This window comes from Methanoregula sp. UBA64 (genome assembly GCF_002502735.1).
GTDB lineage: Archaea > Halobacteriota > Methanomicrobia > Methanomicrobiales > Methanospirillaceae > Methanoregula.
Genome location: NZ_DAQC01000001.1, coordinates 963,150 through 978,735, shown reverse-complemented (window position 1 = coordinate 978,735; position 15,586 = coordinate 963,150). Strand labels below are relative to the sequence as shown.

Sequence of the window (15,586 nt, the reverse complement as noted above, 5' to 3'; positions counted from 1 at the left end):
CTCTTTGTTAGTGAGGTTAGTGTCGATGCACCGCTACACGTTCTGTGAAACGGCCGAAGCGGGCGATCTCGAACCGGTGGTTCTTGCCATCCATGAGATCGTTCACCGTCTTCCGGTCACGGCAAAGTCTCTCTATAAACCCGGCATACGGATCGAGGACGGGCGTGTCGTCGACCGGAACTACACCGGCCCGGTGCTCGAACAGGCTATTGCCTCTGACAGTATCGTAAAGACAACTCCTGAGAACGGCGTCTATAAGGGTGTGCCGGTCACGGTTGCTCCCATCCATGACCATGACGGGCATGTGATCGGCGCAATCGGTGTTGTGGATGTCACGGGGATATTCGATCTCGCCACCCTGATGGAACACCAGTCTGCCATCCTCAAACAGGTCTGTGGCAAGGACCCCTGCCCGCTGCCCGGGGAATCCGTGGATTCGAAGAGGTGAAAACACGCCGGACTCAGCATTCAAGGTTCTTGAAGTCCTCGAAAGGACGGAAGGGCCGGTCTCGGGAGAGACGATCAGCAACGAACTGGGGATAACCCGGTCTGCGGTCTGGAAGCATATCAACGAACTCCGCATGATGGGATACGATATCTCGTCGTCGCAGAAGGAGGGATACCGGCTTACCCGGATGAGCAACAAGCTCCTTCCCTACGAGGTCCACCGCAAGCTCCATACAAAATGTATCGGCAAGAAGATGCGGTACCTGGAGAATACGCCCTCCACCATCTGGGCAGGAAAACAACTCTGTGCCGAGGGAGACGTTGGGAAGATGCACGGCATGGTGATCATTGCCGAAGAGCAGACCGGTGGCATCGGGCGGATGGGACGTGCCTGGGTTTCCCCGAGCGGGGGGATCTGGATCACGATCGTCCTAAAACCCACCATCCCGGTCGACCGGATTTTCATGATCACGATGGCGGGTTCGGTAGCGGTGGCCCGGGCGATACGAAAAGAGTTCGGGATCGGCGCGCTCATCAAGTGGCCAAACGACATCTTCATCGGGAACAAGAAGGTCGCAGGGCTCCTGCTCGAACTCTCTGCGGAGGCTGACACCGTCCACTACTGCCTGCTCGGCATGGGGATCGATGCGAATGTTGCGATCAGCCAGTTCTCCCCGGCGCTGCAGGACACTATCACTTCGATCTCCGCCGAGCTCGGCCACGAGGTGGACCGGGCCTCGTTCCTCGCCCGGATCTTAAAAGAGTTCGAGAACCACTACCACCTTGTCGAGAGCGGCGAGTACGATACCATCATTCGGGAATGGAAGAGTCTCTCCTGCACGCTCGAACACCGGGTAGATATACGGACCCTTAAAAACAGCTTCTCCGGTGAAGCAGTCGATATTGATGAATTCGGCGCGCTTATCATACGAAAGGACAACGGGAAGCTTGAGCGCGTGATCGCCGGCGATTGTATTCACCGTTAGGGCGGTACGCTTTTATCGTCAACCAACTAATTTTTTGTGGTTGACGATGTTTGGCGACTTAGCACGTTCGAGGAGTATTGCCTATACTGCCGTCTTTATCGGTCTGATTGCCATCGGCGGGTGGATCTCTGTCCCGTTCGTACCGTCGCCTTTCACTCTCCAGACATTCTTTGTCCTTCTCGCCAGTGCGGTCATGAAACGCCGGGCGGTTATTCCCGTGGCACTCTATGTCCTGCTCGGCGCTGCAGGGCTGCCGGTCTTCCACAATGGCACGGCAGGAATCGGGATCCTGCTCGGGCCGACCGGGGGGTACTTTGCCGGGTTTATCGCAGCGGCTCTTGTTGCCGGTCTTGCATACGAATCGTCCCGGCCGGCCATCCGGATCGCAGGGCTCGCTACCGGCGCTGTCCTGATCCTTGCCTGCGGTGTTGCATGGCTGATCGTCTCCACCGGGATGGCACCGGTAGCGGCAATTGTGCTTGGGATGCTGATCTTCCTCCCCGGGGATCTGGTGAAAGCCGGTGCAGCCTACCTGGTCGCCCAGCACCTGCCATGATCGCGTTTGAGAACGTCCGGTTCCGGGCGCTGTGTGTCCCCTCGCTCGCACTGCCCCCCGGGGTAACGACAATCATCGGGCCAAACGGTGCCGGGAAGAGCACGTTTTTAAAACTCTGCGCCGGGATCAGGGAGCCGGAACCGGGAACAATCAGCGTTGACGGGCAAAATCCGCGGAATACGGAGATCGGGTATGTCAACGAGTTCCCGGATCGGAACCTCCTTTTTTCTACGGTAATGGATGAACTCGCATCGCCGCTGCGGTTCCGCCATATGCCCTGCACGGAGACAGACCGGGAGGTCCGGGCCTGTGCGGAAACGTGGGGAATCGCCGGGCTGCTCGACCGTGAGGTAAAGCGCCTGAGCGGGGGCGAGAAGTGCCTCGTTGCGCTTGCCACGGCCTGCATTACCCGGCCCCGGGTGCTTGTCCTTGACGAGTACGATTCTCATCTCGATGCAGGCCGGTGCGCCGCGGCAGAATCAGTGCTTCGATCCTCCGGTGTAGGATATATTATCCGCTGCACCCAGCAGATGGAGACGGCGGCAGAAAGCGACCTGCTCCTTTTCCTTGAAAAGGGCAGGATACTCTACTCTGGTGAACCGGCCGCGGTCTTTTCCCGGCTCGCCGGCACCTCGTTCTATCCCCTCTCATGGAGGTGCCGATCGTGAGGCTCGTTCTCGAAAATTCGGTGATGAGCCGGCCGGACTGGTCCCTTGCCGCGGACGGCACGTTTACTCCCGGCATCCATCTGGTGAGCGGGGACGTGGGAAGCGGGAAGTCCACACTTGCACTCCTGATGGCCGGGCTTGCTGCCCCAAGGCGCGGTGCGGTGATTCGCGAGGGGATCGGGCCGGCGATGCTTTCGTTCCAGTTCCCCGAGTTCCATGTGACCGGCCTCTCTGTGGCAGATGAGTGCCGGTCGTGGGGGCTTGAACCGGGACCCGTGCTGGTATCGGCAGGCCTCGATCTCTCTATGGATCGCCCCGCCCTTTCGTTAAGCCGGGGCGAGCTCAAGCGCCTCCACCTGGCCTGTCTCCTCTCGCGTGAATACGATCTATTGCTGCTCGACGAGCCGTTCTCATCGCTTGACTGCCCGGGAAAGGAGTGGGCCGCGCGGGAGATCGGCAAAAGATCGCGGGGGATTACAGTTGTCTTCACGCACGAGCAATGCATCTTTCCTCATACCGACCATATCTGGGAGATCCAAGAGGGGGCCCTCGTAGATTGCGGTGGAATGCCCGGGGCGCTCCATGCCTGGGAGCATGCACCGGCACTGATCCGGCGCCTTGTTATGGATGGAACGGTCCCGGATGACCTGACACAGGATGCAATTATGGAGGCAGCATGCAGGACCCGAGAATAAGGATTCTTGCTGCGTGCCTTCTTTCGGCAGCGGCCTTCATCAGCCTGATCGGTGCAGTGGCCGCCGTTGCCTGGTGGCTGCTCTTTACCCCCCGGCTCCGCTGCATCCGGCACCGTATGGCAGTCTTTGCAGCATGGGCATTGTTCTGCGTGGTCTCTCTTGTGATCTATCTGTCGGGAGGTGACGGGATCTCGTACCTGGTAAGGATGACGGCAATCCTGCTTATCGGGACGTGGCTGTATGCTGATTCCGTTCAGGGGGATTTTCCCGTACTTGGCACCTGGCTCCTTGGCCCAAAGACCGGTTTTGAACTGGGGATGACGGCAGGTATGGCTATGCAGTCAGCAGACGGGCTTGGTGACGATTTTGCCCGGGTCCGGCTCGCCTCTGCCCAGAAACAGGTACCGTGGGGCATACGATCTGCAATCTCTGTTGGTCGGGTCCTGGTTTGCGACGCGCTCGTGCGTGCTGATGAAATGGCCGAACTTCTTGCCGTGCGGGGTTACCGCAGGGGGGGGACCTGCTGTCCCCGGTTCCGTACTCCTGTCTGGGATATTGCTGCCGGGGTATGTGCCGGGGCGGTAATTCTCGTCGCAGTTATCCCCGTAAGTGAATTTTTTATACTTTACCGGTGAAGTTTTGAGAGGCTAATTGTCAAACCGGAGGCCCTCGAGGATTTATATGTGTGCAGCCGTAACCGGAAAAGTGCTTATCACTGATACAACCCTTCGTGATGCGCACCAGTCTCTCATTGCAACGCGCCTCCGCACCGAGGATATGATCCCGCTCGCACGTGAGATAGATGCATGTGGCTTTTTTTCCGCCGAAGCATGGGGTGGGGCAACATTTGATGCCTGTATACGGTTCTTAAACGACGACCCGTGGGACCGGCTCCGTGCGTTAAAAGCGGAGCTCAGACACACTCCCATCCAGATGCTCCTGCGGGGCCAGAACCTGGTAGGGTACCGCCATTATTCCGATGATGTTGTCGATAAGTTTGTCGCGGCATCCCACAAGAACGGGGTGGATATCTTCCGGGTCTTCGATGCGCTCAACGATATCCGGAATATGAAGCGCTCCATGGACCAGGTCAGGAAAGCCGGTGCCCATCTCCAGGGCACGATCTCGTACACAACGAGCCCGGTCCACAGCACCGCGATGTTTATTGATATGGCAAAGGAGCTTGCGGCCCAGGACTGCGACTCCCTCTGCATCAAAGATATGGCAGGTCTCATCATGCCCGAGGCGGCCCGCGATCTCATCAGCGGGATCAAAAAAGCGGTCGATATCCCGGTCTGTCTCCACAGCCACTCGACAAGCGGGATCGCGCCGATGAGTTACCAGGCAGCAATCGAGGCTGGTGTGGACATTCTCGATACGGCAATGTCGCCGTTTTCCATGGGCACCTCCCAGCCGCCAACAGAGAGCGTTGTCGCATCCCTTGTCGGAACTCCCCGGGACTCCGGAATCGATCTCTTAAAACTGCGGACGGTCAGGAATACCTGCGTGCAGATCCGTGAGAAGTATGCGGGACTGGTAAACCCGATCTCCGAGCGCGTGGACAGCAACGTGCTCCTGTACCAGCTGCCCGGCGGGATGATCTCAAACCTTGTCTCGCAGCTCATGGAGCAGGACGCCCTCAACCGGCTCGATGAAGTATTTGCTGAGGTTCCGCGCGTGCGAAAGGATCTCGGGTATCCCCCGCTCGTGACCCCGACCAGCCAGATCGTGGGCACGCAGGCGGTTTTGAACGTTCTCGTGAACGGGCCGCGGTACACGAACGTTACGAAAGAAGTCAAGGACTATGTGCGCGGGCTGTATGGCAGGTCGCCGGCCCCGGTGAGCGATGAGATCCGTAAGCTGATCATCGGCGACGAAAAACCGATCGATTGCCGCCCTGCGGATATGCTTGAACCATCCTACGACCGTATGAAGGCGGAAGCCACAAAGGCAGGACTCGTAAAAAAAGAGGAGGATGTCCTCACCTATATCATGTACCCTGCGATTGCCCCGTCGTTTTTAAAGGGCGAGCGCCAGGTCGAGGTCCTCCCCAAAAAGCAGGCTTCTGCCCCGCAGGCAGCTGCCCCGGGCGGCCTGCCTGATCAGATGGAAGTTGAGGTGGACGGGGAGGTATTCTCGGTCCGTATCGTCTCCGTTGGCGGGAACCAGGTGCAGGTGGCAAACGTCACCCCCGAGAAAGCTCCGCGCGGCGATGTTGCCGGCGGGATACGGAGCAACATGCAGGGCATGGTGCTTCAGGTCATGGTCCGGCGTGGAGCCACGGTAAAGAAGGGCGACACCCTCATCGTGTTGGAAGCGATGAAGATGGAGAACCCCATCCACAGCCCGGTGGACGGCAAGGTCACCGAGATCTTTGTTGACACCGGCGATGTCGTCCAGAACGGCGATGTCCTGCTGGTGGTCCAATGAAATTTTTTGAGAAGATCCTGATCGCTAACCGCGGCGAGATCGCGATCCGTGTCATGCGGGCGTGTCGGGAGCTTGGCATCGATACCGTTGCGATCTACTCCGAAGTGGACAAGAACTCCCTCCATGTGAAGTACGCCGACGAGGCGTTTGCAGTCGGCGAGGCGCACCCGTCCAAAAGCTACCTCAACATGGAGCGGATCGTTGACATCGCAAAAAAGAGCGGAGCCGAGGCGATCCACCCGGGATACGGGTTTTTAGCCGAGAACTACAAGTTTGCCAAGCTCTGCGCTGACGAGGGCGTGACGTTCATCGGCCCGAAGTCAAAGACCATCCAGGCCATGGGTTCCAAGATCGGCAGCAAGCAGATGATGAAAAAGGCCGGTGTGCCGGTGCTGCCCGGGACCGACGATGGTATCCGCGATATCGACACTGCAAAAAAAATAGCTGCCAAGATTGGCTATCCCGTTATTGTCAAGGCAAGCGCCGGTGGCGGCGGTATCGGGATGCAGATCGTCGAGGACGAGGCAGCCCTTGAAGAGGCGATCACGGGCAGTATGCGGATCGCCCAGTCTGCGTTCGGAGACCCGACCGTCTTTATCGAGAAGTACCTGGTCAAGCCCCGGCATATCGAATTCCAGGTGCTTGCCGATGAGCATGGTCATGCAGTCCACCTCTACGACCGGGAGTGCTCCATCCAGCGCCGTCACCAGAAACTGGTCGAGGAAGCCCCCTCGGCAATCATGACCGATGAGCTGCGGGCACGGATGTCTGCGGCGGCGCTTAAGGTTGCGGAAGCTTCCGATTACACAAACGCCGGATCGGTAGAGTTCCTGTACAGCCACGGGAACTTCTATTTTATGGAGATGAACACTCGGCTCCAGGTCGAGCACACCATCACCGAGTTCATCACCGGTATCGACCTGGTCAAACAGCAGATCGCAATTGCTGCCGGCGAGTCGCTGCCCTTTGACCAGGAAGATGTTTCGATCCGGGGTCACGCGATCGAATGCCGGATCAATGCCGAGGACCCCCTGAATAATTTCGCCGCGGACCCGGGTCGTATCCTTCGGTACCGCTCACCGGGTGGGCCCGGGATCCGTGTTGACAGCGGCATCCATATGGGGTACACGATCCCGCCCAATTACGATTCGATGATCGCAAAACTCTGCGCATGGGACAGCACCCGGCGCGAAGCGATTATGAGAATGCGCCGCGCGATCTCGGAGTATATCATCCTCGGGATCAAGACAACGCTCCCGCTCCATTATGCAATCATGAACAATCAGCAGTTCATCGAAGGCAATACGCATACGCACTTCCTGCAGGAAGAGCACATCGTAAAGACCCTTGAACAGTATAAACTCGATGAAGAAGCGCGGATGCAGACACTTGCCGGTTCATTCACTCCCAATGGAAACAAAGTCGCTGCGATTACTGCCGCAGTCAACATTTATCTCCAGCAGAAAAAATGTTGATGGGGAATGGGGAAAAGAACAAAAATCCCCTCTATCAGAACCTTTAAAAGTTTTTACGGCGTTGTAATTATGCACTTTTGTGCTGCGGTGGCCTAGCTGGTTAGGGCGCCAGACTCATAGGGTTTGATTGGGTAAAAGGGATTTGCCTTGTGCCAAAGAACCTTGGGATATCTGGAGATCGTGGGATCGTAACCCACTCGCAGCATATCGATCGTAGTTTTTTTGCTTTTTAATCTGACAATTGTCTGGTTAAAAGAGAATGCTTACCCGGAATACGGTTTAATCGCCGATTTATCGGGCGATTGACCGGCACACGGGGATATCTTTATGTGTTCGTTCAACGCACAAGGATACTAAAACATGAGGTGACATGATGATTCTTGTAAATGCAGCTGTTGGCATTATCCAGTTGATCATTGCAGTAATCCTTGCAGTGGTCGCACTGTATATCGGATTCTCGGTCTTTGGGAAGATCACCAAAGATGTTGATGAGCAGAAGGAACTTGCAAAGGGCAATGTAGCGTTCGGTATTATCGTTGCTGCGATCTTTATCGCGATCGCTGTTGTCGTCCAGTCCGGTGTTGCCGGGATCTCTGTCGGGATCGGCAAGGCATCAGCACTCGGGTTAACGTCCGTTGACGGCCTGATTGCAATTACCGTTGCAATTATCCAGCTCGTTCTCGGTGTCCTCCTTGCCATCGGTGCAATCTACCTTGCATTAAACATCCTCGACAAGCTCACAAAGGGCGTTGAGGAATTTGAGGAACTCAAGAAGGGTAACGTTGCCGTCGCGCTCGAAATGGCCGGCGTTATCATCGCAGTTGCCCTGATCATCCAGTCCGGTATTGTCGGTATCACGACAGCACTGGCCTGAATCGTTAAACCTATCTATCCATTTTTCTTTTTTTTAACGACAATTTCCCATACCGGGTTCATCTGGTAAAGAGGGAGTTTGTATCTGTATGGCCGGGCAGCTGCCCCGATAATGGTGCGTGTGCTCTTACAGACAGGTCATCGTAATGAAAAACAGGAATTGTCCGGTAACCTGCATCCGATCGGATACCGGTTAAAATTATTTCCCGTACAGATTGATTTGCTGGATTAACGCAGAAAATCCGTCCATCTCCATTTCCAGGACTTCGTTTCTGGTCATTCCCATGCTGGTTTCGGCATCTGCGGTAAGCTGGTCCGGTCCGCGGACAACTTCCCTCACAGTCCCGTCCCGGGAGAGAAATTCCTGTGATTTTACCTCGTGGACAAATGCCCGTCCCGGAATAACGACCGTTTTTTCGAGGGATGACGGATCCAGCCTCTCCAGATCGTCCATCGTGATGAGACACGCAATCTCCTTTTTTACCGGGACAACCGGGACCCTGGCACCGCGTGCCCTAAGGATCTCATCGATGAAGGGCGCGGCAACCGATCCCGTGATAACCGATGCGCGGTGCTGGACCCGGGGGAGTTTTTTGAGGAGTGCCGGCTCGTGCAGGATGGCAAACGGCGATCCAATCTCCGGGTCCCAGAGGGGGGTGCCGGAGATCTTCATCTTGAACCGATGGGAAAGATCGGTCACCATGTCCCGGAAGGATTCAACAGTCTGAACCGTCTGGCCCTTTTTAATCGGTCCATTTTCAAGGATAAGGCCCTGATCGGTGGCATTTGCAAACCTCATGAGGATAAGGCCCTTTGCACCGCGCTCTTCGAGCCATGTGCAGGTGTCTTCGAGGACTTCCCCATCGTTTATCCCGGGAACGATGACCGCGGCTGCATAGAGATCGGCTCCGCCGCAGAGCCGTTCGAGCACTGCAAGCGATGCCTCCGGTGTCGGGTCGTGCATCCATTTTTTGCGCAGTGCCGGATCGGATGCAAAGACGGTAAATGAGCATTCGGAAAGGCCGTTGTCAATGAGAAGATCGCCAATCTTTGGATCGTCCCAGCCTTTACCGCTGGTGTACCCGATATGGAGCGGGACCTCTGTTGAACCGAGCAGCTCGATAAGATCGGCAAACTGAGGGTAGCAGCTGGGGTCGCCGCCGCCGCTGATTGTGATCCGGTCGAGGTCGCCCATCTTTGCATTGAGGGCAGCGAGTGTTTCGTCAGCGATGGTCCTGAGCTCCTTAAAGCCGGAATATTCTTCCCGAACACCCCGGGTACAGTAATCGCAACCGACTTTGAAGGGAAGGCAATAACGGCAGCCGAATGCGCGGGTGGATTTCACATGCTTGAAGTAGCAGTATTCGCAGAAGCCCCGGCAGTCTGCGCCTGCCCTCCCGCCGATATCTACGGTCAGCTGCGCCATTGGTAGTTCAAAGGTACTTTTGTCCACGCGGGTATAATGTGTTTGGATATGATCGGATGCCGTCGGGGAGTCCCAGCACCATCTTTTTTATCCGTAAATGCGTATTGTATATGGCGCCTCAGTGGCTTAGCTGGCAGAGCGGCTGACTTGTAATCAGCAGGTCCCGTGTTCAAATCACGGCTGGGGCTTCTCGTTTTTTCGCATTAGATTATTCTAATTTTCTCCTAAAATTATTCCCTGCAAGTATTCACGTATTTCTGCTCTGTAGAAATCCCCCACCAAACGGCTATACCCGGTGACCGAAAGATCTAAGGACCAGTATCTTCTTCCATTGATGTGAGGTTAAATAGAAGGAGACACATAAGAAGAGGAGGAGCCGGAATATCAGGTTTATCCAAATAGCGCAGTCGGTATTGTATTCAAAGAGAACATTGCCGTATTCCTGCAAATATTCGAAGATGATCTATTCTAATAGCCAGATTCTCGTTCTGTTCTTATTCAAGGATTAACGCAACCAGCATTACCGTGAATTTGTCGAGGTTGTAGGGGCTAGGGAAAAGATCCGTGTGTATCTGGGTCTTACAAATGTTCCCTATTTTACTACATTACAAAATTTTCTCTGTCGGATTCAATCCATATATCTTAGGTTCACTTTCAGAAAAACGGTGAACCGGTTCTATACCGCAGACGAGAATATTTCCATAACTGCCATTAATGCGTCAGGGTTCACTAGAGAGTATTATCGTCATTATTTTTCTGAAAGTGCTAGGAACTCCGAAAACAGTTCCTAAAATATCGATCACCGTAGATACAGACTTTCAGGTCATTATTGGATTTATGGCATCGACATGCCGAATTCATGATACTATTATGCCATGATACTTCTCAAACAGTGTCATAACATCAAGCCATCTTAATGCTATGCAATTGGCCGATGTTATGACTCCAATGATCTTCACCGGCTTATTATGGAAGACCTATGTCCCGATTCGATTATTCCTCTACGGTCTGGAACACCGAGATCGTTGATGGCATCTATCGAAAAATAATGGTTCTCAAATCTCACAATCACAAATACAGTAAACGATAAATGGTCAAAACAAAGTTCTCTATCTTGAAAAGAAAGTTGGAAGCGATCTCAAAGCCAGAATATTCCGGATTTAGAGAAAAGAAATCGCCGGCAAATTGATTGTCTGCAACTTCCACAGATTCTTCAATTTGTTGTCGTGAAGGTTTTCTACAGAGCACTTATTTCAGGATCGTTGATAATAATCAACCGTGTAATTTTTTCTGTCTTTCAATCTAGTTGCACTTTCCCTACATACCACCTTGCCACATGGCATGTCGCTCGTCACCTGATTATTCACTCGACAAGAACTGCGGGCAATCATGGTCCAAACGCCGAAAAGAACCAAAAATGAGACGCCTCTGATTTTTAAGAGTATATAAAAATGTTAAAACGATAGCCAATCTTTGGCTGTTGTGGAACTATTTAGAAAAATTTCCCGAACATTGAAATAAATTGAAAGAGCCGTTAACATACCGGCTTATAATTAATCCGAAACATTTGAGGAATAGTCTGACAATGCAGAATAACATTCCTGCAAAAAAGATTAATGGAACAAAATCAAAATATCGTCAACAGTTTGCTAGAGCCATTGATCATTCATCTACCGTCATGGAGATATAGTACACCGGACAACCGGGCCGGAATAATCAGAATCAGAGGATAGGATCAGGTATATGCCTCTTTATTATGGGTGCGGAAAGACAATCATGAAAAAAGTTGTTGTTACTGGTGGAGCCGGTTTTATTGGAAGTCATCTTGCAGAAAGATTGCTCAATAAGGGGTATGAGGTCCTCATTATCGATAACCTTGCAACTGGGCGTATGGTCAACATAAGAGATTTTGAACAATCCTCTCATCTAACTTTTGAAAAGATCGATGTGACTGACGTACTCTCCGTAGAAAAGGCAGTTAAAGGTTCGACATTTGTCTTCCATCTCGCAGCCCTTGCCGATATCGTCCCCTCGATTCAAGAGCCACTCCGGTACCATAATGCTAATGTGAACGGCACAATAACAGTACTCGAAGCCGCGCGGAAGGCCGGCGTCAAGAAGTTTGTTTATGCGGCATCTTATTCATGTTATGGTCTGCCGACAGTATTTCCCACACCGGAAACTGCTCCAATCAGCCCAATGTATCCTTATGCCCTGACAAAAAATCTGGGTGAGCAGTATGTGTTGCATTGGAATAAGATCTACGGTCTTCCCTGTATCTCCCTCCGCCTCTCTAACGTTTATGGCCCCCGATCGCGGACTACCGGTGCATATGGCGCAGTATTCGGAGTCTTCTTGGCTCAGAAACTCGCTGGGAAACCATTCACTGTTGTAGGGGATGGTACGCAAACGCGGGACTTTACCTATGTGACAGATGTTGTCGATGCGTTCATCCGGGCAGCGGAGTCGGATAAACAAGGAGAGATCTATAATGTCGGATCCGGTGGAACATATTCTGTGAAGTGTCTTGTAGGACTTCTTGGCGGGGAGGTTGTGCATATTCCCAAACGTCCTGGAGAACCTGACTGTACTTACGCTGATATTACGAAGATCCGGCAAGCTCTTGCGTGGTCCCCCGAAGTCCCATTTGATCATGGTGTTCAAGAGATGCTGAAAAACATCGAAATGTGGCGCGATGCACCAGTCTGGGAAGAGAAGACTATTGCCGTTGCAACGAAAGATTGGTTTGCCCATCTTGGCCGGGGTAATATTCAATGAATGCAGGAGACTCTAAAATTTTTTCCGTTCGGGATCTGGCCCGGCACATTGATTCCCTGCGGAAGGACCGGAAAGTTGTCCTGTGCCATGGTGTATTCGATCTCCTCCATATCGGGCATATTAAGTATTTCAAGAGTGCGAAAGCTGCCGGTGATATTCTCGTGGTTACTGTTACCCCCGACCGGTTTGTCAATAAGGGACCGAACCGTCCGGCATTCGGTGAGCAGTTACGTTGCGAGGCGATCGCTGCCCTCGGTGTTGTTGATTTTGTTGCACTGAATGAATGGCCCACGGCTGTCGAAACCATCCGGCTGCTGAAACCAGATATTTATGCCAAGGGATCCGAATACAAAACAGCAATAAACGATCTTACCGGCAAAATCATGGATGAGGAGCAAGCTGTCCATGAAGTCGGGGGATCCATACTATTTACGGAGGATATTGTATTTAGCTCCTCTAAACTTATCAATCAGTTCGCTTCCGATTTCCCGGAGGAAACCCAGAAGTTTTTCCGAATTCTGGCGCAGCAGTATGGGGAAGGTAGGATAATATCCTATCTTGAAAAGGCGAGGAAACTCAAAGTACTGGTCATTGGAGAGGCCATTCTCGATGAATACAATTATTGTGACATGATTGGGGTGGCGACAAAAGATCCTGCAATTGGTGTGCGCTACCTTTCCCGGGAACGGTTTGCCGGTGGCATTCTGGCTGTTGCAAATAATCTTGCAAACTTCTGCGACAGTGTTGATCTTATCTCCATGGTCGGGCAGTTCGAGACTGAAGAAACATTCATCCGTGAGCATCTTGCCGCTAACGTGAACCCCGTCTTTTTTTACAAGGAAAATTCGCCCACAATCGTCAAGCAGCGTTTTGTCTTGGAATCTGCGACCATTCAAAAACTGTTCGAAGTTCACCGGATCAACCAACTGGATATGAGTACTGCTCAACAGTCATCCCTCAATGACCTCATCCTATCCCGTATCGGTAGCTACGATCTCGTGCTTGTCGTCGATTTCGGGCATGGTTTTATCTCGCAATCTACAGCCCGTCTGATCGCTGACAAGGCAAAGTACCTTGCAGTGAACACCCAGGCCAATTCTGGCAACCGCGGATTCAATGTGATCTCGAAATATCCATCAGCTGACTTTGTCTGCCTCAATGATCTTGAGATCCGGTTAGAAGAACGAAACAATCCGGGGACGATAATTGATATGATAAAAAATGTCGCGGGTAAACTATCATGTACCCTTATAATTGTTACCCAAGGCAAACAAGGTTGTCTTTGTTTTCATGGAGGAAACAATAATCCAAAAATTATTAGTGTCCCGGCATTTGCAATGAAAGTCGTTGATCGTATCGGTTCTGGGGATGCCTTGATAGCCATATCCTCGTTGTGTGCTGTTCAGAATGCTCCTACGGAGATTACCGGATTTATCGGCAACGCGTCAGCTTCGATTGCAGTCTCGACCGTTGGGCATCGCAGTTCTATTGATAATGTCGCCTTCAAAAAATATTTATCGACACTGCTCAAATAGAACAGCCGTTGACTAAAACGATGATTCCCTTCCCTCACTATACGGACGAGTTACAGAGATTCTTAAACCGTGTTATCATAACGGATTGTGGAGGTCAGGTTCTGAACACCGATGAAGGTTTGTCTGTAGTTGTTGCCCACTTGCAGAAAATGAAAGCGGAAAAAAAGAAGGCAATGATCATCGGCAATGGCGGGAGCGCTGCTATAGCTAGTCATCTTCAGAATGATCTCTGCAAAGCAACGAAGATCCGTGCCATGGTATTCACAGACCCTCCCCTCCTGACTGCACTCTCGAATGACATCTGTTATGCGGCGGCATACCGGGAACTTGTTGATCTGTGGGGAGATAAAGGGGATATGCTCATAGCCATCAGCAGTTCGGGCCGATCACAGAATATTATCAGTGCGGTAGCAACCGCACGGGAAAAAGGATGTAATCCAATCGTCACCATTTCGGGATTTCTTATGGATAACCCGCTCCGCAGTTTGGGTGATCTCAACATGTACGTTCCTTCTACAGAATACGGGTATGTGGAACTGGCGCATTCCGTCCTTGCCCATTATATCTCGGATCAAATGTCGAAGAGCGAATAATATTTGAATTTGGAAATCATGTCCAAGCCGTTTAATGTCGGGAAAATTTTCTTTGCGGAGATATAATGAAAGTCGAAGTCGACAGTCATAAATTAATATATCACCCTGAAAGAGTTGCTGAGTGGCTGAGAACAGGTGATTGTTTCCCTATTTACATAGAGATTGGTGTTACGAACCGGTGTAATCACAGGTGCGTCTTTTGTGCACTTGATTGGTTTGAAAAGCATCATCAGGACATTGATACCGGTGTGATGAGACGTGCCCTTCAGGAAATGGCAAAGTGCGGGATAAAATCGGTGATGTTTGCGGGTGATGGTGAACCGACGCTGCACCGAGATATCTGTGACCTCATGACGTATGCAAAACTCCAGGGGCTCGATGTTGCCCTTGCTACGAATGGGGTTTTGTTCGACAAGGAAAAACTGGAAAAATCGCTGGCTTCACTTTCATGGGTACGATTCAGTGTTGATGCAGGTACTTCAGCCACCCATAAAAAAATTCATCGTGGTGGATCGAACGATTTTGCGAAGATCCTGACAAATATTCGCGATGCCGTGGCAATTAAAAAGAAGAATAATTTATCCGTTGTCATCGGCGTGCAGTTTCTGATGATCCCGGATAATTTTGATGACCTTGTGCCATTTATCGAAGTATTCAGGGAAATAGGTGTTGACAACGTCCAGATTAAGCCATATTCCCAACATCCGTTGAGTAAGAACCGCTACTCTATAGAGTATGACCGTTACCAGAGCATCGAGGATATAGTTCGACCATATGAAAATAGTGACTTCCAGGTAATATTCCGTTCTGAAACTACCCAGAGGTTGATGATGAAACGTATGTATCATGAGTGCTACGGCTTGCCGTTTTACACACTGATTGAGGCAGATGGTTCAGTCATTCCCTGCAATCTGTTCCATAGCAATCCGGAATTCCGGTACGGAAACCTGAATACCGAATCATTTATTGATATCTGGAAGGGGAAACGGAGGAAACATATTTTACAGAAACTGACAAAAAATAGAATAGAACATTGCCGTGACGGTTGTAGGCTCGATGCAATAAACCGATACCTCTGGCAGTTGAAGAATCCACATCCACATGTGAACTTTATCTAACCTGTA

At 51.9% G+C, this 15,586-nt stretch carries 14 protein-coding genes and 2 tRNA genes; 15 read left to right on the top strand and 1 reads right to left on the bottom strand.

The features are described from left to right. Positions 1 to 25: 25 nt before the first annotated feature. The 10 genes from BP758_RS04730 (at position 26) to BP758_RS04685 (ending at position 8,131) form a co-directional block, all read left to right on the top strand. A complete protein-coding gene (locus tag BP758_RS04730; RefSeq protein WP_292369221.1) occupies positions 26 to 448 on the top strand; it encodes a DUF2111 domain-containing protein in 423 nt (140 codons plus the stop codon). Continuing rightward, on the top strand, positions 435 to 1,433 hold the full coding sequence (locus BP758_RS04725) for a biotin--[acetyl-CoA-carboxylase] ligase (RefSeq protein ID WP_292369971.1): 999 nt from the start codon (positions 435 to 437) through the stop codon (positions 1,431 to 1,433). Before BP758_RS04730 ends, BP758_RS04725 begins: the two co-directional genes overlap by 14 nt. 46 nt (positions 1,434 to 1,479) lie before the next feature. Continuing rightward, entirely contained in the window at positions 1,480 to 1,989 is a 510-nt protein-coding gene (locus BP758_RS04720) for a biotin transporter BioY (RefSeq protein ID WP_292369219.1), read from the top strand. Further along, positions 1,986 to 2,657 carry an energy-coupling factor ABC transporter ATP-binding protein gene (locus BP758_RS04715; protein WP_292369217.1) on the top strand — a complete coding sequence of 224 codons (672 nt, stop codon included), beginning with the start codon at positions 1,986 to 1,988 and terminating at the stop codon, positions 2,655 to 2,657. Before BP758_RS04720 ends, BP758_RS04715 begins: the two co-directional genes overlap by 4 nt. Beyond that, entirely contained in the window at positions 2,654 to 3,352 is a 699-nt protein-coding gene (locus tag BP758_RS04710; RefSeq protein WP_292369214.1) for an ATP-binding cassette domain-containing protein, read from the top strand. The genes BP758_RS04715 and BP758_RS04710 overlap by 4 nt, the downstream gene beginning before the upstream one ends. Beyond that, positions 3,334 to 3,987, top strand: coding sequence for a hypothetical protein (locus BP758_RS04705; RefSeq protein ID WP_292369212.1), 654 nt, complete (start codon positions 3,334 to 3,336; stop codon positions 3,985 to 3,987). The genes BP758_RS04710 and BP758_RS04705 overlap by 19 nt, the downstream gene beginning before the upstream one ends. A gap of 46 nt (positions 3,988 to 4,033) precedes the next feature. Further along, positions 4,034 to 5,782 carry a sodium-extruding oxaloacetate decarboxylase subunit alpha gene (oadA, locus tag BP758_RS04700; RefSeq protein WP_292369210.1) on the top strand — a complete coding sequence of 583 codons (1,749 nt, stop codon included), beginning with the start codon at positions 4,034 to 4,036 and terminating at the stop codon, positions 5,780 to 5,782. Further along, positions 5,779 to 7,257: an acetyl-CoA carboxylase biotin carboxylase subunit gene (locus BP758_RS04695; RefSeq protein WP_292369208.1), complete on the top strand. Its 1,479-nt coding sequence runs from the start codon at positions 5,779 to 5,781 to the stop codon at positions 7,255 to 7,257. The genes oadA and BP758_RS04695 overlap by 4 nt, the downstream gene beginning before the upstream one ends. A gap of 81 nt (positions 7,258 to 7,338) precedes the next feature. After that, positions 7,339 to 7,462, top strand: a tRNA-Met gene (locus BP758_RS04690). 165 nt (positions 7,463 to 7,627) lie between these two features. Continuing rightward, positions 7,628 to 8,131, top strand: a complete 504-nt coding sequence (locus BP758_RS04685) for a DUF350 domain-containing protein (RefSeq protein ID WP_292369206.1) — start codon at positions 7,628 to 7,630, stop codon at positions 8,129 to 8,131. Between the two features lie 198 nt (positions 8,132 to 8,329). On the opposite strand, the gene mmp10 is transcribed toward BP758_RS04685, so the two are convergent. Beyond that, the gene (gene mmp10 / locus BP758_RS04680) at positions 8,330 to 9,556 is read right to left on the bottom strand and encodes a methyl coenzyme M reductase-arginine methyltransferase Mmp10 (protein ID WP_292369204.1); all 1,227 of its coding nucleotides are present in this window, start codon (positions 9,554 to 9,556) and stop codon (positions 8,330 to 8,332) included. A 115-nt stretch (positions 9,557 to 9,671) separates the two neighbouring features. Between mmp10 and BP758_RS04675 the strand changes: the two genes are divergently transcribed. The 5 genes from BP758_RS04675 to BP758_RS04655 all read left to right on the top strand — a co-directional run bounded on the left by BP758_RS04675 (position 9,672) and on the right by BP758_RS04655 (position 15,580). Next, positions 9,672 to 9,744: transfer RNA gene (locus BP758_RS04675), tRNA-Thr, on the top strand. 1,588 nt (positions 9,745 to 11,332) lie between these two features. After that, positions 11,333 to 12,334, top strand: a complete 1,002-nt coding sequence (locus BP758_RS04670; protein ID WP_292369202.1) for an SDR family oxidoreductase — start codon at positions 11,333 to 11,335, stop codon at positions 12,332 to 12,334. Then, the gene (locus BP758_RS04665) at positions 12,331 to 13,869 is read left to right on the top strand and encodes a PfkB family carbohydrate kinase (RefSeq protein WP_292369199.1); all 1,539 of its coding nucleotides are present in this window, start codon (positions 12,331 to 12,333) and stop codon (positions 13,867 to 13,869) included. Before BP758_RS04670 ends, BP758_RS04665 begins: the two co-directional genes overlap by 4 nt. An 8-nt stretch (positions 13,870 to 13,877) precedes the next feature. Next, positions 13,878 to 14,462 (top strand): SIS domain-containing protein, encoded by a 585-nt coding sequence (locus BP758_RS04660; protein ID WP_292369197.1) that lies wholly within the window; start codon positions 13,878 to 13,880, stop codon positions 14,460 to 14,462. Between the two features lie 65 nt (positions 14,463 to 14,527). Beyond that, positions 14,528 to 15,580 carry a radical SAM protein gene (locus BP758_RS04655; RefSeq protein WP_292369196.1) on the top strand — a complete coding sequence of 351 codons (1,053 nt, stop codon included), beginning with the start codon at positions 14,528 to 14,530 and terminating at the stop codon, positions 15,578 to 15,580. Positions 15,581 to 15,586 lie beyond the last annotated feature (6 nt).

What these genes read in the sequence shown, in the direction of transcription:
- BP758_RS04730 (WP_292369221.1), top strand. Translation starts at nt 26, where the DNA reads ATGCACCGCTACACGTTCTGTGAAACGGCCGAAGCGGGCGATCTCGAA.
- BP758_RS04720 (WP_292369219.1), top strand. Translation starts at nt 1,480, where the DNA reads ATGTTTGGCGACTTAGCACGTTCGAGGAGTATTGCCTATACTGCCGTC.
- BP758_RS04715 (WP_292369217.1), top strand. Translation starts at nt 1,986, where the DNA reads ATGATCGCGTTTGAGAACGTCCGGTTCCGGGCGCTGTGTGTCCCCTCG.
- BP758_RS04705 (WP_292369212.1), top strand. Translation starts at nt 3,334, where the DNA reads ATGCAGGACCCGAGAATAAGGATTCTTGCTGCGTGCCTTCTTTCGGCA.
- oadA (WP_292369210.1), top strand. Translation starts at nt 4,034, where the DNA reads ATGTGTGCAGCCGTAACCGGAAAAGTGCTTATCACTGATACAACCCTT.
- BP758_RS04695 (WP_292369208.1), top strand. Translation starts at nt 5,779, where the DNA reads ATGAAATTTTTTGAGAAGATCCTGATCGCTAACCGCGGCGAGATCGCG.
- BP758_RS04685 (WP_292369206.1), top strand. Translation starts at nt 7,628, where the DNA reads ATGATGATTCTTGTAAATGCAGCTGTTGGCATTATCCAGTTGATCATT.
- mmp10 (WP_292369204.1), bottom strand. Translation starts at nt 9,556, where the DNA reads ATGGCGCAGCTGACCGTAGATATCGGCGGGAGGGCAGGCGCAGACTGC.
- BP758_RS04670 (WP_292369202.1), top strand. Translation starts at nt 11,333, where the DNA reads ATGAAAAAAGTTGTTGTTACTGGTGGAGCCGGTTTTATTGGAAGTCAT.
- BP758_RS04665 (WP_292369199.1), top strand. Translation starts at nt 12,331, where the DNA reads ATGAATGCAGGAGACTCTAAAATTTTTTCCGTTCGGGATCTGGCCCGG.
- BP758_RS04655 (WP_292369196.1), top strand. Translation starts at nt 14,528, where the DNA reads ATGAAAGTCGAAGTCGACAGTCATAAATTAATATATCACCCTGAAAGA.